The 24,864-nt window shown below is 72.1% G+C and carries 22 protein-coding genes and 2 pseudogenes; 15 read left to right on the top strand and 9 right to left on the bottom strand.

The features are described from left to right. A pseudogene (locus C3489_RS34355) lies at nt 1-267 on the bottom strand (spermidine/putrescine ABC transporter substrate-binding protein); the annotation flags it as partial. A gap of 18 nt (nt 268-285) precedes the next feature. Continuing rightward, nucleotides 286-1,347 carry an ABC transporter ATP-binding protein gene (locus tag C3489_RS34350; protein ID WP_103786046.1) on the bottom strand — a complete coding sequence of 354 codons (1,062 nt, stop codon included), beginning with the start codon at nt 1,345-1,347 and terminating at the stop codon, nt 286-288. Nucleotides 1,348-1,468: 121 nt separating this feature from the next. Between C3489_RS34350 and C3489_RS34345 the strand changes: the two genes are divergently transcribed. After that, nucleotides 1,469-2,215 (top strand): FadR/GntR family transcriptional regulator, encoded by a 747-nt coding sequence (locus tag C3489_RS34345; protein WP_103786049.1) that lies wholly within the window; start codon nt 1,469-1,471, stop codon nt 2,213-2,215. 31 nt (nt 2,216-2,246) lie between these two features. Further along, a complete protein-coding gene (locus tag C3489_RS34340; protein ID WP_103786045.1) occupies nt 2,247-3,005 on the top strand; it encodes a cache domain-containing protein in 759 nt (252 codons plus the stop codon). A 393-nt stretch (nt 3,006-3,398) separates the two neighbouring features. Here the strand turns inward: C3489_RS34340 and C3489_RS34335 are convergent, their stop codons facing one another. Then, complete coding sequence (locus tag C3489_RS34335) at nt 3,399-4,067, bottom strand: hypothetical protein (protein ID WP_103786044.1); 669 nt, start codon at nt 4,065-4,067, stop codon at nt 3,399-3,401. 238 nt (nt 4,068-4,305) lie between these two features. Here C3489_RS34335 and C3489_RS34330 point away from each other — a divergent pair, with 238 nt between their 5' ends. From C3489_RS34330 to C3489_RS34310, 5 genes are all read left to right on the top strand, one after another. Next, nucleotides 4,306-4,962 (top strand): helix-turn-helix transcriptional regulator, encoded by a 657-nt coding sequence (locus C3489_RS34330; protein WP_103786043.1) that lies wholly within the window; start codon nt 4,306-4,308, stop codon nt 4,960-4,962. 32 nt (nt 4,963-4,994) lie between these two features. Then, nucleotides 4,995-5,528, top strand: coding sequence for a toxin-antitoxin system, toxin component (locus C3489_RS34325; protein ID WP_103786048.1), 534 nt, complete (start codon nt 4,995-4,997; stop codon nt 5,526-5,528). 91 nt (nt 5,529-5,619) lie between these two features. After that, nucleotides 5,620-5,847 carry a hypothetical protein gene (locus C3489_RS34320; protein ID WP_103786042.1) on the top strand — a complete coding sequence of 76 codons (228 nt, stop codon included), beginning with the start codon at nt 5,620-5,622 and terminating at the stop codon, nt 5,845-5,847. A gap of 249 nt (nt 5,848-6,096) precedes the next feature. Then, nucleotides 6,097-7,182 (top strand): ATP-grasp domain-containing protein, encoded by a 1,086-nt coding sequence (locus tag C3489_RS34315; RefSeq protein WP_103786041.1) that lies wholly within the window; start codon nt 6,097-6,099, stop codon nt 7,180-7,182. Nucleotides 7,183-7,350: 168 nt separating this feature from the next. Beyond that, entirely contained in the window at nt 7,351-9,045 is a 1,695-nt protein-coding gene (locus C3489_RS34310; protein ID WP_103786040.1) for a carbohydrate binding domain-containing protein, read from the top strand. A 265-nt stretch (nt 9,046-9,310) separates the two neighbouring features. On the opposite strand, the gene C3489_RS34305 is transcribed toward C3489_RS34310, so the two are convergent. From C3489_RS34305 to C3489_RS34285, 5 genes are read right to left on the bottom strand one after another with little or no spacing between them, the layout of a single operon-like run. Beyond that, nucleotides 9,311-10,648, bottom strand: a complete 1,338-nt coding sequence (locus C3489_RS34305) for a 6-phospho-beta-glucosidase (protein WP_103786039.1) — start codon at nt 10,646-10,648, stop codon at nt 9,311-9,313. Nucleotides 10,649-10,706: 58 nt separating this feature from the next. After that, on the bottom strand, nt 10,707-11,162 hold the full coding sequence (locus C3489_RS34300; protein WP_103786038.1) for a MaoC family dehydratase: 456 nt from the start codon (nt 11,160-11,162) through the stop codon (nt 10,707-10,709). Further along, the gene (menE, locus tag C3489_RS34295; RefSeq protein ID WP_103786037.1) at nt 11,159-12,655 is read right to left on the bottom strand and encodes an o-succinylbenzoate--CoA ligase; all 1,497 of its coding nucleotides are present in this window, start codon (nt 12,653-12,655) and stop codon (nt 11,159-11,161) included. Before menE ends, C3489_RS34300 begins: the two co-directional genes overlap by 4 nt. Before the next feature lie 11 nt (nt 12,656-12,666). Further along, the gene (locus C3489_RS34290) at nt 12,667-13,542 is read right to left on the bottom strand and encodes an amidohydrolase family protein (RefSeq protein ID WP_103786036.1); all 876 of its coding nucleotides are present in this window, start codon (nt 13,540-13,542) and stop codon (nt 12,667-12,669) included. Beyond that, nucleotides 13,542-14,459, bottom strand: a complete 918-nt coding sequence (locus C3489_RS34285) for an SDR family NAD(P)-dependent oxidoreductase (RefSeq protein WP_103786035.1) — start codon at nt 14,457-14,459, stop codon at nt 13,542-13,544. The genes C3489_RS34290 and C3489_RS34285 overlap by 1 nt, the downstream gene beginning before the upstream one ends. A gap of 234 nt (nt 14,460-14,693) precedes the next feature. On the opposite strand from C3489_RS34285, the gene C3489_RS34280 reads away from it, so the two are divergent. From C3489_RS34280 to C3489_RS34270, 3 genes are all read left to right on the top strand, one after another. After that, the gene (locus C3489_RS34280) at nt 14,694-15,119 is read left to right on the top strand and encodes a MarR family winged helix-turn-helix transcriptional regulator (protein ID WP_103786047.1); all 426 of its coding nucleotides are present in this window, start codon (nt 14,694-14,696) and stop codon (nt 15,117-15,119) included. Between the two features lie 12 nt (nt 15,120-15,131). Next, entirely contained in the window at nt 15,132-15,884 is a 753-nt protein-coding gene (locus tag C3489_RS34275) for an IclR family transcriptional regulator (protein ID WP_103786034.1), read from the top strand. A 162-nt stretch (nt 15,885-16,046) separates the two neighbouring features. Further along, on the top strand, nt 16,047-17,450 hold the full coding sequence (locus C3489_RS34270) for a glycoside hydrolase family 16 protein (RefSeq protein ID WP_103786033.1): 1,404 nt from the start codon (nt 16,047-16,049) through the stop codon (nt 17,448-17,450). A gap of 388 nt (nt 17,451-17,838) precedes the next feature. Here C3489_RS34270 and C3489_RS34265 read toward each other — a convergent pair whose 3' ends face one another. After that, entirely contained in the window at nt 17,839-18,777 is a 939-nt protein-coding gene (locus C3489_RS34265; RefSeq protein ID WP_103786032.1) for an AraC family transcriptional regulator, read from the bottom strand. A 146-nt stretch (nt 18,778-18,923) separates the two neighbouring features. Between C3489_RS34265 and tkt the strand changes: the two genes are divergently transcribed. The 5 genes and pseudogenes from tkt to C3489_RS34240 form a co-directional block, all read left to right on the top strand. Next, on the top strand, nt 18,924-20,999 hold the full coding sequence (tkt, locus tag C3489_RS34260) for a transketolase (protein WP_103786031.1): 2,076 nt from the start codon (nt 18,924-18,926) through the stop codon (nt 20,997-20,999). A 19-nt stretch (nt 21,000-21,018) separates the two neighbouring features. Beyond that, on the top strand, nt 21,019-22,161 hold the full coding sequence (gene tal, locus C3489_RS34255) for a transaldolase (protein ID WP_103786030.1): 1,143 nt from the start codon (nt 21,019-21,021) through the stop codon (nt 22,159-22,161). After that, nucleotides 22,162-23,724 carry a glucose-6-phosphate dehydrogenase gene (gene zwf / locus C3489_RS34250; RefSeq protein WP_103786029.1) on the top strand — a complete coding sequence of 521 codons (1,563 nt, stop codon included), beginning with the start codon at nt 22,162-22,164 and terminating at the stop codon, nt 23,722-23,724. Beyond that, nucleotides 23,721-24,656 carry a glucose-6-phosphate dehydrogenase assembly protein OpcA gene (gene opcA, locus C3489_RS34245; protein WP_103786028.1) on the top strand — a complete coding sequence of 312 codons (936 nt, stop codon included), beginning with the start codon at nt 23,721-23,723 and terminating at the stop codon, nt 24,654-24,656. Before zwf ends, opcA begins: the two co-directional genes overlap by 4 nt. Beyond that, nucleotides 24,649-24,864, top strand: a pseudogene (locus tag C3489_RS34240) (glucose-6-phosphate isomerase); the annotation flags it as partial. The gene opcA and the pseudogene C3489_RS34240, both read left to right, overlap by 8 nt.

The following is a 24,864-nucleotide window of genomic DNA, read 5'->3' as shown; positions in this document are numbered from 1 at the left end:
CGCGACCTTGGAGTGGACCTGGCAGCCGGTCTGCTTCTCGAAGCCGGAGACCCAGTTCACCTTGGGGTCGTTGGAGCCGTCCTCGACATAGCCGGCCCAGGCGATCAGGTTGACCTGGCCCTCGGGTGCGCCGAGCTTGGTGGGGGCCTTGAGGTCGGGCGGGTTGAGGCCGCCGCCGCCCGCCTTGTCGTCGGAGGAGCCGCAGGCGGTGGCGGCGAGCAGCACCGCGGCGGCGGCCGCGGCCTTCCATGCGGGGGTGAAGCGCACGACGTGACTCCAGTCGGATCAGTTGGGGACGTGGACGGCGTGGCGGCGGTGCCACTGGAGGCGGACCCGGGCGCCGCGGTAGGCGGCGACGTCCTCGGCGGAGGTATCGAGGTTCTGCTGGAGGGCGGTGAGGCTGCCGCCGGCGTCGAGGTCGACGTGGAAGCGGGTGGCGTCGCCGAGGTAGACGACCTCGGCGACGGTGCCGGTGGCCGAGGAGTGCTCCGGCTCGTCGGCGCCGTCGGCCTCCTTCAGGACGCGGATCTTCTCGGGGCGGATGCTGTAGGTGCCCGGGGCGCCGACGACGCGCTGGGCGGACTCGCCGTCCAGCAGGTTGGAGGTGCCGACGAAGGAGGCGACGAAGCCGGTCGCGGGGCGTTCGTAGATCTCGGCCGGGGTGCCGACCTGTTCGATGCGGCCCTGGTGGAAGACGGCGATGCGGTCGCTCATCGTCAGGGCCTCCTCCTGGTCGTGGGTGACGAAGACGAAGGTGATGCCGACCTCGCGCTGGATGGCCTTGAGCTCGACCTGCATCTGCTCGCGCAGCCGCAGGTCGAGGGCGCCGAGCGGCTCGTCGAGCAGCAGCACCCGGGGGCGGCCGACGAGGGCGCGGGCGAGGGCGACGCGCTGGCGCTGGCCGCCGGACAGCTGGGCGGGACGGCGCTTGCCGTAGCCGTCCAGGCGGACCTCGGCGAGGGCCTTGCGGGCGCGGACCAGGCGCTCGGCCTTGGGCACCTTGCGGATCTTCAGGGGGTAGGCGACGTTCTGCTCGACCGTCATGTGCGGGAAGAGGGCGTAGTCCTGGAAGACGGTGTGCACCTCGCGTTCGAAGGGCGCGAGGCGCGTGACCTCCCGCCCGGCGAGTTCGATCCGGCCCTCGGTGGGCGTCTCGAACCCGGCGATCATCCGCAGGACGGTGGTCTTGCCCGAGCCGGACGGGCCGAGCATGGAGAAGAACTCCCCGTCGCGGATGTCCAGGTCCACCCCGGCCACGGCGGTGGTGTCGCCGAACGACTTCCGCAGCCCTTCCAGGCGGATGGCCATCCCCTGCGCGGTTGCGTTCCCCTGCGCGGTTGCGTCCATGGGCGGGAACCTTTCTGGCGCCTTCGAGCGTTGACCGATGGAGCGAAAACATATGAAGTCATAGTTCAAAGCTCAAGGCCCCCTTAGGGTAAAGGTTGAGTCAACGCACAAGGTGGTGGCCGTGAAGCAGCAGCAGACCCCCGGCGGCGCCCGCGCGGCCGTCTTCGCCCCGGTCGACAGCCGGGCCCGGGTGGAGACGGTGGTCCGCCGGCTCGGCGACGCCATCGAGCTCGGCCTGCTCGCCGACGGGGAGCAACTGCCCGGCGAGAGCGAGCTGGCGGGCCGCCTCGGTGTGTCCACGGTGACCCTGCGGGAGGCGCTGATGGCGCTGCGCCAGCAGGGGCTGGTCACCACCCGGCGCGGCCGCGGCGGCGGCAGCTTCGTCTCCCTGCCGGACGTGCCCGCCGAGGAACGCCTCAAAGCGCGGCTGCGCGGCTGGAGCACCGAGGAGCTGCGCGACCTCGGCGACCACTGGGCGGCGCTGTCGGGGGCGGCGGCCCGGCTGGCGGCGCAGCGCACCGAGCCGGAGGACCTGGTCCAGCTGCGGCGCACGGTGCGGGAGTTCACCGACGCCTCCGACGCGGCCGCCCGCGCCCGGATGTACGGCCGCTTCCACGTGGAGCTGGCCGCCGCCGCGCAGTCGGCCCGGCTCACCCGCGAGCAGGTGGCCCTGCAGACGGAGATCGGGGCGCTGCTGTGCCTGGTCCTCGGTGACGACTCCGGCGCATGTCGTGAAGAAGTCGCGGACCGTCACCGCGCCGTGATCTCGGCGGTGCAAGATGGGGCCCACGAATCGGCCGGTGCGCTGGCCGAGCGGTGCGTACGGGAGTCGACGGCACGGCTGATCGCCGTACGGCTCGCCCTGTAGGCCTGTCACGGCCCCGGCTGCTGGAGGGCGCATGAGCACGAGCCCCGGTCTCGTCGCGACGGCGCCCGCCGGTGTCGCCCGGGAGGTGGGCCGCGCCCTGGAGGCCGTGTTCGCGGCGGTCGCCTCTACCCGGGACGACACCGCGGCCCTGCTCGGCGCGGTGGCCGCGGCGGGCCGGCGGCCCACCAGCGCGGACCTCGCCGCGCTGCGCCCCGGGCTGCATCTGCGGCTGCGGCGGCAGGAACTCGTCTCCGGGGTCGGCTTCGTCGCGGCCCCCGGTCTGCTCGCCGACGTGCCTGCGTGGCTGGAGTGGTGGCAGTGCGGGCCGGAGGGGGACGTACGGCCGCTGCTGCCGGACCTCGACCCGCAGCAGTCGGCGTACTCGGACTACACGCACTGGGATTGGTTCGCGCTGCCCCGCGACACCGGGCGCCGGGCGGTGGCCGGGCCGTACGTCGACTATCTCTGCTCCGACGAGTACAGCCTCACCCTGTCCGCGCCGGTCGAGATCGCGGGGCGCTTCGTGGGGGTGGCCGCGGCGGACGTGTACCTGCGGCACTTCGAGGCGGCGGTGCTGCCGCTGCTGCGGGCGCTGCCTGGGCCTGCGCGGCTGGTCAACGCGCGGGGGCGGGTGGCTGCGTCTGCCGATCCCGGCCATCTTGCGGGATCGCTCACGAAGGGGCCGGACTTCGCGGTCACCCTGGAGCGGGGGCGCGAGATCAGGCTGCCCGGGGTGCGGTTGCTGCCGTGTGGGAGCGTGCCGTTGGTGTTGGTGATGGCGGAGGGGTGAGCGTGCCTGCCGGGCGGCGGCCTGTGCGGGTTGCGTTGTGGTTGCTCGCCTTTGCCTGCGGCGGCCTGCTGCTGTTGCGTTGTGGCTGGTCGCGCAGTTCCCCGCGCCCCTTGAGTGCCTGCGGCGGCCCGTTGCTGTTGCGTCGTGGCTGGTCTAGCGCCTACGGCCCGTGGTCACGGCGGGGCCGGGGTGGGGGGTGTCCGTCCTCGGTCCGGCCCGCTGTTTCCGACGCGGTGAGGGTTGGTGGTGCCGGCCGCTGCGGGCGGACACCCCCCCCACCCCGGCCCCTTTCCGCCGTGCGCGGGTGCCGCGCCGTCGTGGCGCGCGCGGTTGGTGGGGTCCCGCCCCCGGTGGGCCGGTGCCGTCGGCGACCTGAACGCCGGCGGTGTCCGGTCAGGAACCGGGGGTGGGGACCACCGTGAGGTGGGCCGTCGAGCGGGCTCGGCGGCGGCCGCGCGGGGGCGGGGTCGTGCGGCGGGGCTCGCGCAGCAGCAGGGTCAGCCGGGTCCAGCCCATGTCCCGCAGCATCGGGGTGGTCTCGTCGAGCAGGCGGCACTCGGTGGCGCCGCGGCGCGGGTCGGGGTGCAGCAGGGGGCGCACCGCGCCGTCGTGGCGGACGGCCTCCTCCCCGACCGCGCGCATCCAGTGCGGCAGGCCCTGCCGGAACGCCGCCTCCATGATCGGGTCCTGGGCGATCTCCTGGCGGATGCCCTGCAGCACCGGGTCGTGCGCGTGCCGCTCCAGCGCGGTGCGGAAGAGCGCCAGCATCGGCAGGCACCAGCTCGTCTCGTGGTCGCCGAGGATCGCGCCCGCGTCCGGGTGGAAGAGCACGAAGCGCAGGAAGTTGTCGCCGGGCATCGCCGTCGGATGCGGTCCCACGGGGCGGAAAAGTGTCTGATAAGCGGTGTTGGCCAGCACCACGTCCCAGCGGTGGTCCACCACCAGGGACGGGAACGGGAGCGCCGCCATCAGCGCGCCACAGTCCTGCAGATAGGCCTGGGCCTCGGGAGAGTCGGGGACGGGCCGCGGAGCCGGCCGCTGCCCACCTGCCTGATATGCCATCGGGAGGTCACCCCTTATGCCTCTGCGGCCTTCACGCGGCGCCCCGATCCTGGTGCCCGGACACTTGCCGTGTCAACTATCGTGGCATTTCCCGCTCGTTGACGGCTGAAATTGGCCACAGTTGTGGCGAGACCTGGATGGAAGTTCGAACGAGCGGATAATCTCCGGGCAGTTCACGACTGCCGGTACGCAGCGACACGCCTGTGAGAGGGCTGTGAGAGACGTGGGAGACCTGTCGGTGACGGATGGCTTCGAGGTTCCGGACGCCACTCCGTCCGCTGTGCTGTCCGCCGTCGTCACCCGGGTCGCCGCGCTAGCCGACCGGCTCGGCGTGCCGCACTCCGAGGTGTTCGACACCGCCCGCCTGTCCGTGGCCTGCGGTGTCCCGGAGTCCGTGGTCAAGGCCCTGCTCAGCGGCTGTCCGGCGGGCGAGCCGGACGTCCAGGCGCGTTTCCTGCAGCGTCTGGACCTGCTGCGCCGCACCCGGCTCAAGCCCAACGGCCGCCGCTACACCCAGCAGGAGATCGCCGACGGCGCGGGCATGTCGCGGCAGCAGGCGGGCGCGCTCATCAACGGCGACCGGCGCCCCACCATGGAGCACTGCGACGCGCTGCAGCGCTTCTTCCGGGTGCACGCCGGCTTCCTGACCGCGGAGGATCCCGAGGCGCTCGCGGGCGCGCTGCAGCGCACCGAGCAGGAGCTGCTGCAGAAGCTCGCCGACCGGGAACGCGCGGCGGCGGCCGCCGCGCAGGACCCGCTGGAGCGGCTGCTGCAGGACCACGGCGTGCGCGGTATCGCCTGGCGGGCCGCCCAGCTGCCCACCGACCAGCACCGCGACAAGGTCGCCGAATGGCTGGACATGCTTCTGGAGAGCGTCAAGCGGCCCGAGTCGTGAGCCGGGGGAGGACCGTGGGCATCGTCAGGGACATGCGCCGTCTGTGCGGCGAACTGGTCACCGAGCTCGACCTGCCGGCACCGGCACCGCCCGCCGAGCTGTACTCCGCGCTGTGCGACGCGATGAGCCGGCGCCGGGGCCGGTCGGTGCGGCTGCGCACGGCCGCCTTTCCGCCCGGGACGGCCAGCGGGCTGTGGCTCGACATGGCCGACCAGGACCTGATCGTGCTGGAGGAACGCACCACGCCCGACCACCAGTTGGTGATCCTGGGACACGAGTTGTGGCACATGCAGGCCGGACACCACGGCCGTCCCGTCGACGGCGCCTCGGTCGCGGCCCGGCTGCTGGGCGACGACGTCGACCTGCGGGCGACGGTGCGCTCGGTGGCCGCCCGCACCCGATTCGACGAGGCCGAGGAGCGGGACGCGGAGGCCTTCGGGCTGCTGCTCGCCAGCAGATGCCGCACCTGGCTGGCGGGTTCGGCGCTGCGCGGACCGGTGCAGCGCGACCGGCTGGCCGGCCGCATCGAGGCCTCCCTCGGCTACCTGGGCCCGCAGGCGGGGTGACTCGGCCGGGCTGAGCGGACGGCCTCCGTCCGATTGTCAGTGGTGGACGGCAAGCTGGTCCCCTCACGCCGACACGGGGAGGGCCGAGCCGATGCCGACCACCGTACTGACCGACCGCGAGCGCACCGCCGTCCAGGCCTATCTGCGGCTCCTGCACACCGTCCGGGCCGTCTACGACGGGTCCGGCCCGCCGGGCGAGCCCGCACCGCCGGCGGTGGTCCCGTCGGTGCTCGCGGAGGCCGAGGACGCGCTGGCCGAGGCCGGCCTCGCGGGCAACGAGGAGGAGTTCTTCCGCCTGCTGCACACCTGGTGCCGCTGAACTCGTCGGAGGTGTGGTCACCCGTTCGAGGGTTCGGGAGGAGGAGTCCGGCGCGCGGGGAGGCCGGGGCGGGCGGGCCGCCGGAGCCGTAACACACGCGTTGCACGCGGGACCCCGCGAAAGCCGTATGATCCCCCCGACACCACCGCCTGAGCTCCCCTCGTTGCAGGGCGGTTCGGCGTCCCTCCCTCTCTCCTGCCCGGGCACGGGCCGCTTCGCCGTGCCCGCCGACCGTGAAAGGCGGCCTGCATGGTCTCTCGCGTACGCGTCTGGCTCAACCGCACGTACGCGGAGAACGTGTTCTTCATGGATCAGCTACGGCGAAATCCCGACGACCGGGCCGTCGAGATCCACGCCACCCACGGCGACCCCGACTCCCCGGTGCTGGCCGCCGCGGACACCGCCGAGCCGGAGCCGGAGAACCTGTCGTCGTCGGCGTACGTCGAGTACGCCCTGGACCAGTGCCGGCGGCGCGGCATCGACGTGTTCGTGCCCCGGCTGCACCAGGCCGCGATCGCCGCGCACCGTGCGGAGTTCGCCGCCGCGGGCACCGCGCTGCTCGCGCCGACTCCGGAGGCCATCGCCGTCTTCCAGGACAAGGTGGTCGCCTACGAGGCGGTGCAGGCGATCGGGGTGCCGGTGCCGCCGTGGTGGCGGGTCCGCGACGCCGCCGAATTCGTCGCGGCCGTGGAGGAGTTGGAGGCGGCCGGGCACACGGCGTGCTTCAAGCCCGCCTCGGGCGCGGGCGGTGTGGGTTTCCGCGTGGTGACGCGTTCGCCGTTCTCGCTGGTCCAGCTCAGCGGGTTCCCGAGCCCGTACGTCAATCTCGACCTGGTCGTGGACGCGCTGCGGCGGGCCGAGGAGCCGGTGGACTGGCTGGTGATGCCGCGGCTGGAGCAGCCGGAGGTGTCGGTGGACTGCCTGACCGGCCCGGACAACCGGATCCGGCTGGCCGTCGGCCGCACCAAGAACGGCCGGCGCCGGGGCTTCACGCTGCACGAGCGGTGGCTGGAACCGGCCCGGCGCATCGCGGAGGGCTTCGGGCTGCACCATCTGTCCAATGTGCAGTTCCGGATGTTCGGCGACCGGCCGGTGCTGATGGACGTCAACGCGCGGCCCGCCGGCGGGCTTCACCAGCTGTCGCTGTGCGGGGTGAATGTGCCGTGGGCGGCGGTGAAGCTGGCGCTCGGCGAGGACCCCGGCGTGATCGAACCGCCGTTCCTCGGCACCGACTACACGGTGGTGGCCGGGCCACGGGCGCTGCGCTCGGTGTCGCTGCCGGCTCAGCGGGTCGACTCCGTCGCCTCCCGGGAGGGCCTCGTCGTACCCCTGTAGAGGCCACTGAAGGCCCGGACACATCGCCCTTGAGGGACATCACCCTCACCGGTATGGACCAATCACGTCCGATCCCTTGACGGAAGGATTGGTCCATACCAAATTGGTGGCGCACCACCCCGCACATCCGTGCACTCCCGAACACCCCCATTCCTTCAGGGAGATCGCGTGCGCACCACACCCCACAGACGCCCCGTGCGTCGGCTCCTCGCCCTGCTCGGTTCCGGCGCCCTCGCCCTGGCCGGGGCCATCGCCCTGCCGGGGACCGCGCAAGCCGCCAACATCCTCGGCAACGCCGGCTTCGAGTCCGGCTCCCTCTCGCCCTGGTCCTGCACCGGCAACCTGGGCTCGGTCGTCTCCTCCCCCGTACACGGCGGCACCAAGGCGCTGGCCGGCGCGGTGACCTCCGGCGACATCGCCAAGTGCGGCCAGACCGTCGCCGTGCAGCCCAACACCACGTACACGCTCTCCGGTTGGGTGCGTGGCTCCTACGTCTACCTGGGCGTGGACGGCGGTGCCTCGACCTGGACGTCGTCGCCGTCGGCGTACAGCCAACTGTCGGTGTCCTTCACCACCGGCGCCTCCCAGACCAGCGCCACCATCTACGTCCACGGCTGGTACGCCCAGGGCACCTACTACGCCGACGACATCAGCCTGGACGGTCCTGGCGGCGGTGGCGGCGGCTCGGACACCCAGGCGCCGACCGCGCCGACCGGCCTGACCTCCACCGGCAAGTCGTCGTCGAGCGTGTCGCTGAAGTGGAACGCCTCCAGCGACAACGTCGGCGTCACCGGCTACGACGTCTACAGCGGCGCGAGCAAGGTGGCGAGCGCCTCCGGCACCAGCGCCACGGTCAGCGGGCTGTCGGCGAGCACGAGTTACACCTTCACCGTGAAGGCGCGGGACGCGGCCGGGAACGTCTCCGGCGCCTCCAACGCGGTCACCGTCACCACCGACGCGGGCAGCGGCGGCGGAGGCGGCGGCTTCAAGCAGGCCGCGCCGTACCTGTACGAGGGCTGGGGCGACCCGCCGAGCCCGACGACGGTGATGAGCGCGACCGGCGTCAAGTGGTTCACCATGGCGTTCGTGCTGGACTCCGGCGGCTGCACCCCCGCCTGGGACGGGCAGCGGGCGCTGACCGGCGGGGTCGACCAGTCCGCCATCAACGCCGTCCGATCCGCCGGCGGGGACATCGTCCCCTCCTTCGGCGGCTGGCAGGGCAGCAAGCTCGGCGCCAACTGCTCCTCCGCGAGCGCGCTGGCCGGGGCGATCCAGAAGGTGATCGACGCCTACGGCCTGAAGGCGATCGACATGGACATCGAGAACACCGACGAGTTCGAGAACGAGGCCGTCCAGGCGAAGATCCTCACCGCGCTGAAGACGGTCAAGGCGAACAACCCCGGTCTGAAGACCATCGTGACCTTCGGGACGTCCACCACCGGTCCGACGTACTACGGCAACCGGCTCATCGAGCAGGCCAAGTCGCTGGGCGCCGACATCGACGTCTTCACCATCATGCCGTTCGACTTCGGCGGCGGCTCCGACATGTACGGCAACACCGTGAACGCGGCGGAGGGGCTGAAGGCCAAGCTGAAGTCCACCTTCGGCTGGGACGACGCCACGGCCTACTCGCACATCGGCATCTCCGGCATGAACGGGCTGTCCGACCAGCAGGAGAACACCACGCCGCAGATCTGGACGCAGATCCGCGACTGGGCCAACTCCCACCACATCGCCCGGCTCGCCTTCTGGTCGGTCAACCGCGACCGGCCCTGCCCGGGCGGCGGCGTGGCGGAGAACTGCTCCGGGATCAGCCAGACCACCTGGCAGTTCACCTCGATCACGGCCGGCTTCACCGGCTGACCCGCCCGCGAGTGACACCGCCTGTTCCCCCGGCTGCAGGGCCGGGGGAACTTTTTTTTCCGCGGGGTGTATCAGACGGCGGCCTCGGCGCTCTCCATACCGGGGAACGGGGGAAGCACGACGGATCCCGGACGGGGGAAGCACCGGGATCCGCTGGGGGGAGCACGGGGGATCGGGCCGGCCGGCCGCGCCGTACGGGGGAGCGGCCGGCCGGCCCGAAGAACGTCCCGGCGGCAAGGCGGCAGGCCGCCCTCCGCACCTCCGGCTACTTCAGGTACGCAAGCCCCGGATGCGCCGCCCGGTAGCCGTCGGTCAGGCGCCGCGCCACGGTGACCGAGTCGACCAGGGGATGCAGCGCGAACGCCTTCACCGCCGTCTCCCGGGAACCCGCCTCCGCCGCCGCGAGCACCTCCCGCTCGACCGCCTTGACCGCGCAGACCAGTCCCGTGGCATGGCCGGGCAGCGGATCGACCGCCACCGGGTGGGCGCCGTTCGCGTCGACCAGGCAGGGCACCTCGATCACCGCCTCGGCGTCCAGCACCGACAGGGTGGAGCGGTTGCGCACGTTGAGGATCAGCGTGGCGCGCTCGTCACGGGCGATGGCCCGCATCAGCGCCAGCGCCACCTTCTCGTAGCCGCCGGACAGGTCGTCCTCGTCGCGCTCCCCGGCGCCGGCGGCCTCGCGGTTCTCCGCCATGTACGTCGCCTCGCGCTCGGCGCGGGTGCGGTTCCAGGCGGCCAGGGCGGGCGTCGCCGGGTCGCGCACCTCGTCGTAGAAGCGGGCCTGCTGGTCGTGCAGGAAGGCGCCGCGGGTCCGCTCGGCCTGCTGGTAGGCGCGCACGGTCTCACGGTTGAAGTAGTAGTAGTGCAGATACTCGTTGGGGATCGCGCCCAGCGAGCGCAGCCACTCGGCGCCGAACAGCTTGCCCTCCTCGAAGGAGGCGAGCAGCTCGTCGTCGGCGAGCAGGCGCGGCAGTTCGTCGCGGCCGGCGACGCGCAGGCCGCGCACCCAGCCGAGGTGGTTGAGCCCGACGTAGTCGATCCACGCCCGGCCGGGGTCCGCGCCGAGCACCCGGGCGATACGGCGGCCGAGGCCGACCGGCGAGTCGCAGATGCCGATGACCCGGTCGCCGAGGTGGCGGGACATGGCCTCGGTGACCAGACCCGCGGGGTTGGTGAAGTTGATGACCCACGCGTCCGGCGCGAGCCGGGCCACGCGGCGGGCGATGTCCACGGCGACCGGCACCGTGCGCAGCCCGTAGGCGATGCCGCCCGCGCCGACCGTCTCCTGGCCGAGGACGCCCTCGGCCAGCGCGACCCGCTCGTCCTCGGCGCGGCCGGCGAGGCCGCCGACACGGATGGCGGAGAAGACGAAGTCCGCGCCGCGCAGCGCCTCGTCGAGGTCGGTGGTCGTGGTCACGCGGGGGGCGTCGGGGACGTCCGCCGCCTGCTCGGCCAGCACCCGGGCGACGGCGGAGAGCCGGCCGGCGTCCACGTCGTGCAGGACGACATCCGTCACCCGCCCCTCGCCGCGGTCGGTCAGCAGTGCCCCGTACACCAGCGGCACCCGGAAGCCGCCGCCGCCCAGAATCGTCAGCCTCATACCGCTCCCGCCTCGTCGCTCACGCACGCGGGAACCCTACCCGGCGGCCCCGGCCGGATCAGGCGTAGAACCGCGACAGGCTCTGCAGTACGGCGGCCGGCTTGGCGCCGCCCTCGATCTCGATGGTGCCGTCGACGGCGATCTGGACCCCGCCCGGCACGTCCTCGACCGACGCGAGCCGAGCGGCCAGCCGGATGCGGGAGCCGACCTTCACGGGGGCGGGGAAACGCACCTTGTTCAGGCCGTAGTTGACCTTGGTGGTGACCCCCTCGACGTCGAGCAGTTCGGTGAACAGCGGGATGAACAGGGACAGGGTCAGATAGCCGTGGGCGATGGGCGCACCGAACGGGCCGTCCTTGGCGCGCTCGGGGTCGACGTGGATCCACTGGTGGTCGCCGGTGGCGTCGGCGAAGGTGTCGACGCGGTCCTGGGTGACCTCGATCCACTCGCTGGTGCCGAGGTCGCTCCCGGCGAGCTTGCGGAGGTCGTCGAGGCCGTTGACGGTGATGCTCATGGGGTGTCCTTCACAGGGGAGTCGGTGCCGTACCGGTAGCGGACCCGGGATTTCAGCAGCTTTCCGGAGGCGGTGCGCGGGAGTTCGTCCGCGAACACCACCGATTTGGGGATCTTGTACTTGGCGAGCCGGCCGGAGAGGAACGCGAGGATCGCCTCCGGATCGGCCACAGAGCCCGCGCGGGGCACGACGACCGCGCGCGGCACCTCGCCCCAGGCGGGGTCGGGCACGCCGATGACCGCGCACTCGACGACGTCGGGGTGGGCCAGGAGCAGGTCCTCTATCTCGGCGGGATAGACGTTCTCCCCACCGGAGATGATCATGTCCTTGATGCGGTCGACGATCCGCACGTAGCCGTCCTCGTCGACGCGGGCCGCGTCCCCGCTGCGGAACCAGCCGTCGGCGAAGGCGGCGGCGCTCTCCTCGGGCAGCCCCCAGTAGCCGGCCATGACGTGCGGGCCGCGCACCACGACCTCGCCGGTCTCGCCGACGTCGACCGGGGTGAGGTCGGGCCGCACCACGCGCACGTCGCTGAAGAAGTGCGGCACACCGGCCGAGCCGGCCTTGCTCACCGCGTGCTCGGCGTCCAGGAACAGCGTGCCGGGCGCGGCCTCGGTCATGCCGTAGCCCTGCAGGAAGGTCAGTCCGCGCTGCTGGTAGGCGGTGATGAGCGGCAGCGGTACCGGGGAGCCGCCGCAGGTCAGCAGGCGCAGGGAGGACAGGTCGGCGTCGGCCCAGCCCGGCTCGCGGACGACGCGGTCGTACATGGTGGGCACGCCGAACATGAAGGTGATGCGGTGCCGTTCGATCAGCTCCAGGGTGGCCGCCGGGTCGAAGGACTCCACCAGAACGCAGGTGCCGCCCTTCAGCAGCACGGGCAGTGTCAGCATGTTCAGGCCGGCGGTGTGGAACAGCGGGGCGCTGACCAGGGCGCGGTCGTCGGCGACCAGGTCGGTGTCGACGAGGACGTTGAGCGCGTTCCAGGTGAGGTTGGCGTGGGTGAGCATGGCGCCCTTGGGCCGGCCCGTGGTGCCGGAGGTGTACATGATGACGCAGGTGTCGTCGGCGGCGACGGGCTCGTCGATCGGATCACCGGAGGCGGAGGCCAGCGCCTCCTCGTAGGCGGGGCCGACTTCGAGGCTCGCGGGTGCGTCGGGGTGCCCGGCGCCGGCGTGGACGAGGATCTTCGCCCCGGAGTCGGCGAGCTGGTAGGCGATCTCCGGGCCGGCCAGGCGGGTGTTGAGCGGGACGAAGACGGCGCCGAGGGTGCCGGCGGCGAACAGCGTCTCCAGATAGGCGGGGTGGTTGGGGCCGAGGTAGGCGACGCGGTCACCGCGCCTGACGCCCCGGGCGCGCAGGGCGTGCGCGAGCCGGGTGGTGCGCTCGTACAGGCGGGCGTAGCTGATCCGGGTGTCGCCGTGGATCAGCGCGGTGCGGTGCGGGGTCTTGCGCGCCCGGCGTGCGGGCCAGGAACCGAGTCCGGTGTTGCGCATCGTCGCGCCCCTTACGGTGTCGTCAGCCCGAGCAGGCGGGCGGCGTTCTCCTTGAGGATCTTCGGCCGCACCTCGTCCTTGACCGGCAGCTTGTCGAAGTCGGCGAGCCAGCGGTCGGGGGTGAGGACGGGGAAGTCGGAGCCGAAGAGGACCTTGTCCTTGAGCAGGGTGTTGGCGTACTGCACGAGCTGCGGCGGGAAGTACTTCGGCGACCAGCCGGACAGGTCGATGTGCACGCCCGGCTTGTGCGTGGCGACGGCGAGGGCCTCGTCCTGCCAGGGGAAGGACGGGTGGGCGAGGATGATCTTCAGATGCGGGAAGTCGGCGGCGACGTCGTCGATGTGCAGGGGGTTGGAGTACTTCAGCCGGATGCCGCCTCCGCCGGGCACGCCGGCGCCGATGCCGGTCTGGCCGGTGTGGAACAACGCGATCGTCCCCGTCTCCTCGATGACCTCGTACAGGCCGTAGGCGACCGAGCGGTCGTCGGGGAAGAACCCCTGGATGCTGGGGTGGAACTTGAAGCCCTTGACGCCGTACTCCTCCACCAGCCGCCGGGCCTGCTTCACGCCCGCCCTGCCCCGGAAGGGGTCGATGGAGGCGAACGGGATGAGGACGTCGGCGTTCGCGGCGGCGGCCTCGGCGACCTCCTCGTTGGGCACGGGCGCGGTGCCGGTGGCGGACTCGGCGTCCACCGTGAAGATCACGGCGGCCATGTTCCGCTCGCGGTAGTAGGCGGCCGTCTCCTCCAGGGTCGGCTTCCGCTTGCCCTCCACCTTGAAGTAGGCGGAGGAGGCCGCGTGCAGGTCGTCGTCGAGCGAGGAATGCCCCTGGGACGAGACCTCGGCGTGGGTGTGGACGTCGATCGCGACGAGCCGTTCGACGTCCATCACGCCTCCGGCAGCTTCGGGGCGGGGATGCCGACGGTCTGCGGCTCGGCGCCGACGGAGGTGGGCCAGGCGTCGGCCAGGGCCTCGGCGCTCCAGCCGCCGTCGGCGTAGGCGGCGCGGATCTCCTGCGGGTGCGACCACAGGGCGACCTTGTCCCCGCCGATGCCGATGCACTGCCCGGTCACCGAGCGAGCGTGCTCGGAGGCCAGGAAGGGGACCAGGGCCGCGCAGTCCTCGGGGGTGCCGAAGCCCTCGCCCTTGCGCAGGACGTCCGGCAGCGGCTCGCCGGCCCGCATCGCCTCGATGTACGGGGCGAAGGCGGGAATGGTCTCGGTCATGGCGGTGGCGGCGACCGGCACGATCGCGTTGACGGTGATCCGCGCGCGGGCCAGCTCCATCGACCAGGTGCGGGCCATCGCGGCGATGCCGGCCTTGGCGGCGGCGTAGTTGGTCTGCCCGAAGTTGCCGCGCTGCCCGGCCGGGGAGCCGACCAGCACGAGGGTGCCTCCCTCGCCCTGCTCCCGCATGCGCACGGCGGCGGCGCGGGCGCAGGTGAACGTGCCCTTGAGATGCGTGGTGACGACGGCGTCGAAGTCGTCGTCGGTCATCTTCCACAGCACCTTGTCGCGCAGGATGCCGGCGTTGGTGACCAGCACGTCGAGCCGGCCGAACTCCGTCACGGCGCGGTCGACCAGCCGGTCGGCGGCCTCGGCGGTACCGACCGCGACCACTTCGGCGACGGCGTTGCCGCCGGCCTCGGTGAGGGACTTGACGGCCTGTTCGGCGACGGCTTCGTCGACGTCGTTGACGACGACCGAGGCGCCATGGGCGGCGAGCGCCTGGGCGTAGGCGAGGCCGAGGCCACGGCCGCTGCCGGTGACGACGGCGACCTTGCCGGTGAGATCGATCAGAGGCACAAGCGGGTCCCTTTCCGAAGGCGGAGGCACACGGACGGCCGGGCCGTTGAGGACCGCGTCGCGGCGGCCCGGCAAGATCGAAGCTATGAGCAATAATTGTTGTCGTCAATAGTTGTTGTGAACCTCCCCGATACGGCATGCTGGGACGACGAACGCCACCGGACCGAGACCAGGGAGCCCGCCATCACCGGCCAGCCGCACGCCCCGCAACCGATCGACGCCGACGAGCCGTGGATGCGCGCGCTGCACGCGGACGCCGGCTACCTGCTGTACCGGCTCGGCCTGCGCTCCGGGCAGCTGTTCAACGCCTTCCTCCAGGAGTCCGGACTGCGGCTGCGCCACTACGCCGTGCTGCGCTTCCTCGCCACCGCCGACGGCGCCCTGCAACGCGAACTGGCCGCCCGGCTCGGCTACGACCCGAGCGCGATCGTCGGTCTCGTCGACGACCTGGAGAAGCAGGGCCTGGCCGAGCGCCGCCCGGCGCCGGACGACCGCCGCAGCCGGATCGTCGTCCTGACCGAGGCGGGCCGGGCCTTCCTGCGCGGCACCGACGAGGCGGGCCGGCGCGTGACGGCCGAGCTGCTCGCCCCGCTCGACGCCGCCGAACGCGAGACGCTGCACACGCTGCTGCTGCGCGTCGCCGAGGCCGGACTGGACTGAGCCACGGCGACGGTGACGACGCCCGCCCGTTCCGCGGCCGACCGCCTGCTGGCGGTGCTCGCCGCGTTCGACCACCGCCACCCCGCGCTGTCCCTGACGGACATCGGCCGCCGGGCCGGCCTGACCCTGACCACCGCGCACCGGCTGGTCGGCACGCTGACGCGGTGGGGCGCGCTGGAACGGGCCCCCGACGGCCGCTACCACGTGGGCCTCAGACTGTGGGAGGTCGCCGCGCTCGCCCCGCGCGGACTGGCGCTGCGCCAGGTCGCGCTGCCGTACCTGGAGGACCTGTACGAGGCCACCCACGAGAACGTGCAACTCGCGGTGCGGGACGGGCGGGACGTCGTCTACACCGAGTGGATCTCGGGCCGCAGCGCGGTGGGCGTGCACATCCGCGTGGGCGCGCGCTGGCCGCTGCACGCCACCGGGGTCGGTCTGGCCCTGCTCGCCCACGACTCCCCCGCGGGACAGGACGACTACTGCGCCGGCCCGCTCACCTCCTTCACGCCGTACACACTCACCGAACCGCAGCGGCTGCGCCGAGCCCTGGCCGAAGTACGCCACCGGGGCGTCGCGGTGAGCGACCGTCAGATCACCGAGGACGCCCTGTCGGTGGCGGCACCGGTGCGCGGGCCGGACGGCGCGGTGACGGCCGCCGTGTCGCTGGTGGTCCCGCACGCCGACGCACCGGTGGCGGCGCTGACCCCGGCGGTACGGCTGGCCGCGCGCGGCATCTCCCGAGCACTGGGCTGGCGCCCGGACTGAGCGACCCCTTCACCCACTTCGCGGCATTCATGGCATGAACTCCCCTGCCCCACAGTCACTTTGATGTCTTCAACCTCTTGACGCCGACAGTGACCGGGAGCACATTGGCCGCATCTGAGAGCGCTCTCAAAACACGGCACCCCACACCACCGAGAGGCCCCCATGACCGCATCCCCCGGCACACCCGGCACCTCCAGACGGCGCCCCCTGCGACGCGCCCTGATCGCCGTCCTCGGCACCCTCGGCCTGGCCGCCGCCGCGGCCACGGTCGCCGTACCCTCCGCTGACGCGGCCGCGCCCACGCCCCCCTCCGGCTGGACCCGGGTCTTCCTGGACGACTTCGACGGCCCGGCCGGCTCCGGCGTCAACACCGGCACCTGGCAGTACGACACGGGCACCGGCTACCCCGGCGGCCCCGCCAACTGGGGCACGGGCGAGGTCGAGTCGATGACGACCAGCACGAACAACGTCTCCCTCGACGGCAACGGCAATCTGCGCATCACCCCGCTCAGGGACGCCTCAGGCCGCTGGACGTCCGGCCGCATCGAGACCGTACGCACCGACTTCCAGCCGCCGGCCGGCGGAAAACTCCGCGTCGAGGGCCGCATCCAGATGCCGAACGTCACCGGCGTGGCCGCCGAGGGCTACTGGCCGGCGTTCTGGGCCCTGGGCGCTCCCTACCGGGGCAACTACCAGAACTGGCCCGGCGTCGGCGAGCTGGACATCATGGAGAACGTCCAGGGCCTGAACAAGGTCTGGGCCACGATGCACTGCGGCACCAGCCCCGGCGGCCCGTGCAACGAGACGACCGGCATCGGCAACTCCACCGCCTGCCCGAACACCACCTGCCAGTCCGGCTTCCACACCTACGCGATGGAGTGGGACCGCTCGGTGAGCCCGGAGGCGATCCGCTTCTCGGTCGACGGCGTCGTCTACCACACCGTGACGGCCGCCCAGATGGACGCGACCACCTGGTCCAACGCCACGAACCACGGCTTCTTCCTCATCCTGAACGTGGCGATGGGCGGCGGCTTCCCGGACGCGTTCGGCGGCGGACTGGACGGCGACACCCAGCCCGGCCATCCGATGGTCGTCGACTACGTCCAGGTACTGACGGCCGGTGGGAGCGGTACCACTCCCCCGCCCTCCGGCAACCGCGACGCCTACAGCCCCGTCCAGGCCGAGTCCTACGACGCCCAGTCGGGCACGATCACCGAGGCCACCTCCGACACCGGCGGCGGCCAGAACATCGGCGCCGTGGCCAACGGTGACTGGGCCCTGTACAAGGGCGTCAACTTCGGCTCCACTCCGGCCCGTCAGTTCTACGCCCGCGTGGCGAGCGGCGCCGCGTCCGGCGTGAGCGGCCTGGTCGAGGTCCGCCTGGACAGCCGCACCAACGCCCCGATCGGCAGCTTCGCCCTGGCCAACACCGGCGGCTGGCAGTCCTGGCGGACGATCCCGGCGAACATCAGCGCCGTCACCGGAACCCACGACGTCTACCTGACCTTCACCAGCGGCCAGCCCGCCGACTTCGTGAACGTCAACTGGTTCGACTTCGGCCACTGACCCCCACCGGGCGCAGGCCGACCACCCACCTGCGCCCGGCACAACGCAAGCCACCACGGCGAGGCACCCGCGCACGGCGGAAAGGGGGCGGGTGGGGGTGTCCGCCCGCAGCGGCCGGCACCGCCACCAGTCACCGCGTCGGAAACAGCGGGCCGGACCGAGGACGGACACCCCCCACCCCGGCCCCGCCTTGACCACCGGCGGCAGGCGCTACGCACGCCACGACGCAACAGCAACGGGCCGCCGCAGGCATTCAAGGGGCGCGGGGAACTGCGCGACCAGCCACAACGCAACAGCAACAGGCCGCGGCAGGCAAAGACGAGCAACCACAACGAAACCCGCAGCCGAACAACCAGCCCGCCCCCCCCCGCAGGCCAGGCCCCCAAAACTACCCCCGCAACTCCGCCCGAAACGCCGCAGGCGTCACCTCCGTATGCTGATGAAAGAACTTGGAGAAGTTCGCCGCATCCGGAAACCCCACCGCCACCCCCACCCGCCCTATGGGCAGATCGGTATGCGCCAGCAGCCGCTTAGCCTCCAGAACCACCCGCTTGTCGATGAACCCCTTGGGCGTCTCCCCCGTAGCGGCGCGCACCGCCCGCACCAGCGTCCGCCGCGAGTAACCGAGCGCGTCGGCATACGCGCTGACACTGTGGTTGGTGGAGAACCCCCGCTCCACCGCGTCCCGGAACCGAGTGAACGTGGTGTCGTCCGGCTGCCGCGCCGCCTCCGCCGAACTGGCGGCCAGATGCCCGAGGCGCAGCAGGAACGCGGTCAGGGCGTGCCGCAGCACAGCCGTGTGCAGGCTGAGCGGCAACGTATGGGGGTCCTCGTACTCCCGCTGCAGCTGCCCCAGTGAGGCCCGCAGCCCGGCGAGCTGCGCGGCATCGGGGTGCAGCAGCGGCGGCAGGTCGTAGCGGTACAGCCCGGCGGCCTCCACGGTGGCACGCGGCAGGAAGCCCGGCTGCATGGTCAGGACGGTTCCGCGGTACCCGCTCTCCTTCGAGAAGCGGTGGACCTGTCCGGGGCGGATCCACAGCACGTCACCGGCGTTCGCCTCGTACTCGGCGAAGTCGACCATGTGGCGTACGGGGCCGTCGGTGAAGAACATGACGACGTGGAAGTCGATGCGGTGGACGCGCTCCAGCGGCGCGTCCGCGTGCCAGGTGCGCCCGGTCCCCATCGGACCGATCTGCATGCCCACCCCGCCGACGCTGAGATCGACCGGAAACGGAAAGGTCCTGATCCCCTCCGCACCCGGGTCCGAGCCCTCGTCGTCGCCCACACTCACGCCCACGCCGCCGCCTTGGATGCTTCTGTCCGCCATGTCCTTCTCGTGCCGTCCCGATCCTGCGCCCGGTGTCCCACTTTCACCACAGGCTGGCACACACAGACCTTCCCGCGATTAAGTCAGACTTTTAAGTTTGAACGCGTCAGAGCATAAGCAGCGCTTCCTGCGAGGACTTCTTGAAGATGAGCACGCAGACACCCGACCCCTTCGAGTGGACCGACCTCGACCGGCGTGCCGTCGACACCGCGCGGCTGCTGGCCGCGGATGCCGTGCAGAAGGTCGGCAACGGCCACCCCGGCACCGCGATGAGCCTGGCCCCCGCGGCGTACACGATCTTTCAGAAGGTGATGCGTCACGACCCGGCCGACCCCGAGTGGACCGGCCGTGACCGCTTCGTCCTCTCCCCCGGCCACACCTCGCTGACCCTCTACACCCAGCTCTACCTCGCCGGATACGAGCTGGACCTGGACGACCTGAAGGCGTTCCGCACGCACGGCTCCAAGACGCCCGGACACCCCGAGTACGGCCACACCGCCGGCGTGGAGACCACCACCGGCCCGCTCGGCCAGGGCGTGGCCAACGCGGTCGGCATGGCGATGGCCGCCCGCTACGAGCGCGGCCTGTTCGACCCCGAGGCCCCGGCCGGCGAGTCCCCCTTCGACCACACCATCTGGGCGATCGTCTCCGACGGCGACCTCCAGGAGGGCGTCTCCGCCGAGGCGTCCTCCCTCGCCGGCCACCAGAAGCTCGGCAACCTGGTCTTCCTCTACGACGACAACCACATCTCCATCGAGGGTGACACCGCCACCGCGTTCTCCGAGGACGTGCTGAAGCGGTACGAGGCCTACGGCTGGCACACCCAGCGCATCGAGCCCGCCGAGAACGGCGACATCGACGTGCACGCCCTGTACGCCGCCCTGAGGGCCGCGCAGGCCGAGACCGAGCGGCCGTCGATCATCGCGATGCGCACGATCATCGCCTGGCCGGCCCCGAACGCGCAGAACACCGAGGCCTCCCACGGCTCCGCGCTGGGCGCGGAGGAGGTCGCCGCCACCAAGCGCGTCCTCGGCTTCGACCCCGAGCAGTCCTTCCAGGTCGACGCCGACGTCCTCGCCCACACCCGCGCCGCCCTGGACCGGGGCGCGGATGCGCACGCGGCCTGGGACAAGCGGATCGCCGTGTGGCGCGAGGAGCAGCCCGAGCGCGCGGAGCTGTTCGACCGGATCGTCGCCGGCCGGCTCCCCGAGGGCTGGGAGGAGGCGCTGCCGGTGTTCGAGGAGGGCAAGGCCGTCGCGACCCGCGCCGCCTCCGGTAAGGTCCTGCAGTCCCTGGGCGCGGTCATCCCCGAGCTGTGGGGCGGCTCCGCCGACCTCGCCGGCTCCAACAACACCACCATCGACAGCGCCAGCTCCTTCCTCCCGGAGGGCAACCCGCTGCCCGAGGCGAACCCGTACGGCCGTACCGTCCACTTCGGGATCCGCGAGTTCTCCATGGCCGCGGAGATGAACGGCATCGCCCTGCACGGCAACACCCGGATCTACGGCGGCACCTTCCTGGTGTTCTCCGACTACATGCGCAACGCCGTACGGATGTCGGCGCTGATGCAGCTGCCGGTGACGTACGTGTGGACCCACGACTCCATCGGCCTGGGCGAGGACGGCCCGACCCACCAGCCGGTCGAGCACCTGGCCTCGCTGCGCGCCATCCCGGGCCTGAACGTCGTCCGCCCGGCCGATGCCAACGAGACCGCTGCGGTCTGGGCCGAGATCCTGAAGAGGCACGCCACCCGTCCCGCCCCGCACGGGCTCGCGCTCACCCGCCAGGGCGTGCCGACGTACGCGCCGAACCCGGACGCGGCGAAGGGCGGCTACGTCCTGCGCGAGTCGTCCACGAAGACCCCGGAGGTGATCATCGTCGCCACCGGCTCCGAGGTGCAGCTCGCCGTGGCCGCGCGGGAGCGGCTGGAGGCGGAGGGGATCGGCACGCGCGTGGTGTCGATGCCGTCCGTGGAGTGGTTCGAGGAGCAGCCGCGCGAGTACCGCGAGTCCGTGCTGCCGCCGGCCGTGAAGGCCCGCGTCGCGGTCGAGGCCGGCATCGGCCTGACCTGGTACCGGTACGTCGGCGACGCCGGCCGCATCGTGTCCCTGGAGCACTTCGGCGCCTCCGCCGACGCCAAGACCCTGTTCGCCGAGTACGGCTTCACCCCCGAGAACGTCGCCGCCGCAGCCCGCGCCTCGCTGGCCGCCGCGCGCGGTTGATCCGACCGCCAGAAGGAAGATGATCACTGTGACCGAAGCAACCGCCCCCGCGGGAGCCCTCAAGCGCCTGTCCGACGAGGGCGTGTCCATCTGGCTGGACGACCTCTCGCGCACCCGCATCGACAGCGGCAACCTCGCCGAGCTCGTCGCGAAGCGGCACGTCGTCGGCGTCACCACCAACCCGTCGATCTTCCAGGCCGCCATCGGCTCCGGCGAGGGCTACGAGGCCCAGCTGGCCGACCTGGCCGTGCGCGGCGTCACGGTCGACGAGGCCGTCCGCATGATGACCACCGCCGACGTGCGGGCCGCGGCCGATGTGCTGCGCCCGGTGTACGAGGCGACGAACGGCCGCGACGGCCGGGTCTCCATCGAGGTCGACCCGCGCCTGGCCCACCAGACGGCGGCGACGGTCGCCGAGGCCAAGCAGCTCGCCTGGCTGGTGGACCGCCCCAACGTGATGATCAAGATCCCGGCGACCAAGGCCGGTCTGCCCGCCATCACCGAGGTGATCGCCGAGGGCATCAGCGTCAACGTCACGCTGATCTTCTCGCTGGAGCGCTATCGCGCGGTGATGGACGCCTACCTGGCGGGCCTGGAGCAGGCCGCCGCCAAGGGCCTGGACCTGTCCCGCATCCACTCGGTGGCGTCGTTCTTCGTCTCCCGCGTGGACGCCGAGATCGACAAGCGGCTCACCGTCCTGGGCACCGACGAGGCGCTCGGGCTCAAGGGCCGCGCAGCGCTCGCCAACGCCCGCCTGGCCTACGCGGCCTACGAGGAGGTCTTCGCGGGCAAGCGCTGGCTCGCCCTGGCCGGTGCCAGGGCCAACAAGCAGCGCCCGCTGTGGGCGTCGACCGGGGTGAAGGACCCGGCGTACAAGGACACCCTGTACGTCGACGAGCTGGTCGCCCCCGGCACCGTCAACACGATGCCCGAGGCCACCCTGAACGCCGTGGCCGACCACGGCCGGATCACCGGCGACACGGTGAGCGGCGGCTACGCCCAGGCCCGCGCCGACCTCGCCGCCGTGGAGAAGCTCGGCATCTCCTACGACGCGGTGGTGCAGAAGCTGGAGGACGAGGGCGTGGCGAAGTTCGAGACCGCCTGGCAGGACCTGCTGGCCGCCGTGGCGAAGGCCATGGACGCCAAGGGGGTGGCAGCGTAAATGACCGCGACTCCGCTGATGGAACTGACCGCTGAGGCCGCCGGCTGGGCCAACCCGCTGCGCGACAAGCGCGACCGCCGGCTGCCGAGGATCGCGGGCCCCTCCGGGCTCGTCATCTTCGGTGTGACCGGCGACCTGTCCCGCAAGAAGCTGATGCCGGCCGTGTACGACCTGGCCAACCGGGGTCTGCTGCCGCCGGGCTTCTCCCTGGTCGGCTTCGCCCGCCGGGACTGGGAGGACCAGGACTTCGCACAGGTCGTGCACGACGCAGTCAAGGAGCACTCGCGCACCCCGTTCCGCGAGGAGGTGTGGCAGCAGCTGTCGGAGGGGATGCGGTTCATCCCCGGCGACTTCGACGACGACCACGCCTTCGACCAGCTGCGCCGGACCGTCGAGGAGCTGGACGCGGCCCGCGGCACCAGCGGCAACTACGCCTTCTACCTGTCCGTGCCGCCGAGGTTCTTCCCCAAGGTCGTCCAGCAGCTGAAGAAGCACGGCCTGGCCGACGGCCCCGAGGGCTCCTGGCGCCGCGCGGTCATCGAGAAGCCGTTCGGCCACGACCTGGCCAGCGCCATCGAGCTGAACTCGATCGTGCACGAGGTGTTCGAGCCGGACCAGGTCTTCCGCATCGACCACTACCTGGGCAAGGAGACCGTCCAGAACATCCTGGCGCTGCGCTTCGCCAACCAGATGTTCGAACCGATCTGGAACCGGTCCTACGTCGACCATGTGCAGATCACGATGGCCGAGGACATCGGCATCGGCGGCCGGGCCGGCTACTACGACGGCATCGGCTCGGCCCGGGACGTCATCCAGAACCACCTGCTGCAGCTGATGGCCCTGACCGCCATGGAGGAGCCGGCCGCCTTCGACGCCGAGTCGCTGCTGACGGAGAAGCTGAAGGTCCTCAAGGCCGTACGGCTCCCCGACGACCTCGGCAAGCACACGGTGCGCGGCCAGTACGCGCCCGCCTGGCAGGGCGGCGCGAAGGTGCGCGGCTATCTGGAGGAGGACGGCATCGACCCGAACTCCACCACCGACACCTACGCGGCGATCAAGCTCGGCGTCGACAACCGCCGCTGGGCCGGGGTGCCGTTCTACCTGCGCACCGGCAAGCGGCTGGGCCGCCGGGTCACCGAGATCGCGGTGGTCTTCCAGCGCGCCCCGCACTCCCCCTTCGACTCCACGGCGACCGAGGAGCTCGGGCAGAACGCGATCGTCATCCGGGTCCAGCCGGACGAGGGCATGACCGTCCGGTTCGGCTCCAAGGTGCCGGGCACCTCGATGGAGATCCGGGACGTGACGATGGACTTCGCCTACGGCGAGTCGTTCACGGAGTCCAGCCCGGAGGCGTACGAGCGCCTCATCCTGGACGTGCTGCTCGGCGACGCCAACCTGTTCCCGCGCCACCAGGAGGTGGAGGAGTCCTGGAGGATCCTCGACCCGATCGAGGGCTACTGGGCGACGCACGGCAGGCCGGCGCAGTACCCGTCGGGCAGCTGGGGACCCAAGGAAGCGGACGAGATGCTCGCACGAGACGGACGGAGCTGGCGCAGGCCATGAGGATCGACCTGACCGACACCACGGCAAGCAAGATCAACAAGGCGCTCGTCCAGGGCCGCCGCGCCATCGGCACCCCGGCCGTGGGCATGGTCCTGACGATGGTCATCGTCACGGACGAGGAGAACGCCTACGACGCGATCAAGGCCGCCGAGGAGGCCTCGCACGAGCACCCCTCGCGCACCCTGGTCGTCATCAAGCGGCACGCCCGCACCCCGCGCGACCGCCAGTCCTCCCGGCTGGACGCAGAGGTCCGGGTGGGCTCGGAGGCCGGCACCGGCGAGACGGTGGTGCTGCGCACCTACGGCGAGGTGTCCGACCACGCCGACTCCGTCGTGCTGCCGCTGCTGCTGCCGGACGCCCCGGTCGTGGTGTGGTGGCCGGTGGACGCGCCGGACAACCCCTCCAAGGACCCCCTCGGCGCGCTGGCCCAGCGCCGTATCACCGACCTGTACGCGGTCGAGAACCCGCTGCAGATGCTGGAGACCCGGGTCCGTTCCTACGCGCCCGGCGACACCGACCTGGCCTGGACCCGGCTGACGCCGTGGCGCTCGATGCTGGCCGCCGCCCTGGACCAGGCCCGCGCCAGGGTGATCTCGGCTGCCGTGGAGGCCGAGGCCGACAACCCGGCCGCCGAGCTGCTGGCCCGCTGGCTGGAGGCCCGCCTCGGCGTGGCCGTGGACCGGGTCGTCACCGCGGGCCCGGTCGTCACCGCCGTACGTCTGGGCACCGCCGACGGCGAGATCGTCATCGACCGCCCGGAGGGCCCGCTGGCCACGCTGACCCTGCCCGGCCAGCCCCCGCGCACCCTGGCGCTGAAGGTCCGCGCCACCTCCGAACTCATCGCCGAGGAGCTGCGCCGCCTCGACGCCGACGAGATGTACGCCGTCGCCCTGCGCGGCGAGGGCAGCAAGGAGACGCCCGCACATGTCTGAGAACCCGTTGCTGACCCGGCGGCCCGAGTGGACCGCGCTGGAGGACCACCGCGCCGAGTGGCAGCCCCACCTGCGGGAGCTGTTCGCGAGCGACCCGGGCCGCGCCGAGCGGTACGTGGTGCGCGTGGGAGACCTGCGCATCGACTACTCCAAGAACCTGATCACGGACGAGACCCTCGCCCGGCTGCAGGAACTGGCCACCGCCACC

The organism is Streptomyces sp. Ru71, assembly GCF_002920535.1.
GTDB lineage: Bacteria > Actinomycetota > Actinomycetes > Streptomycetales > Streptomycetaceae > Streptomyces.
Note: the sequence above shows the minus strand (reverse complement) of the source record. Positions and strands in the feature narration are given on the sequence as shown.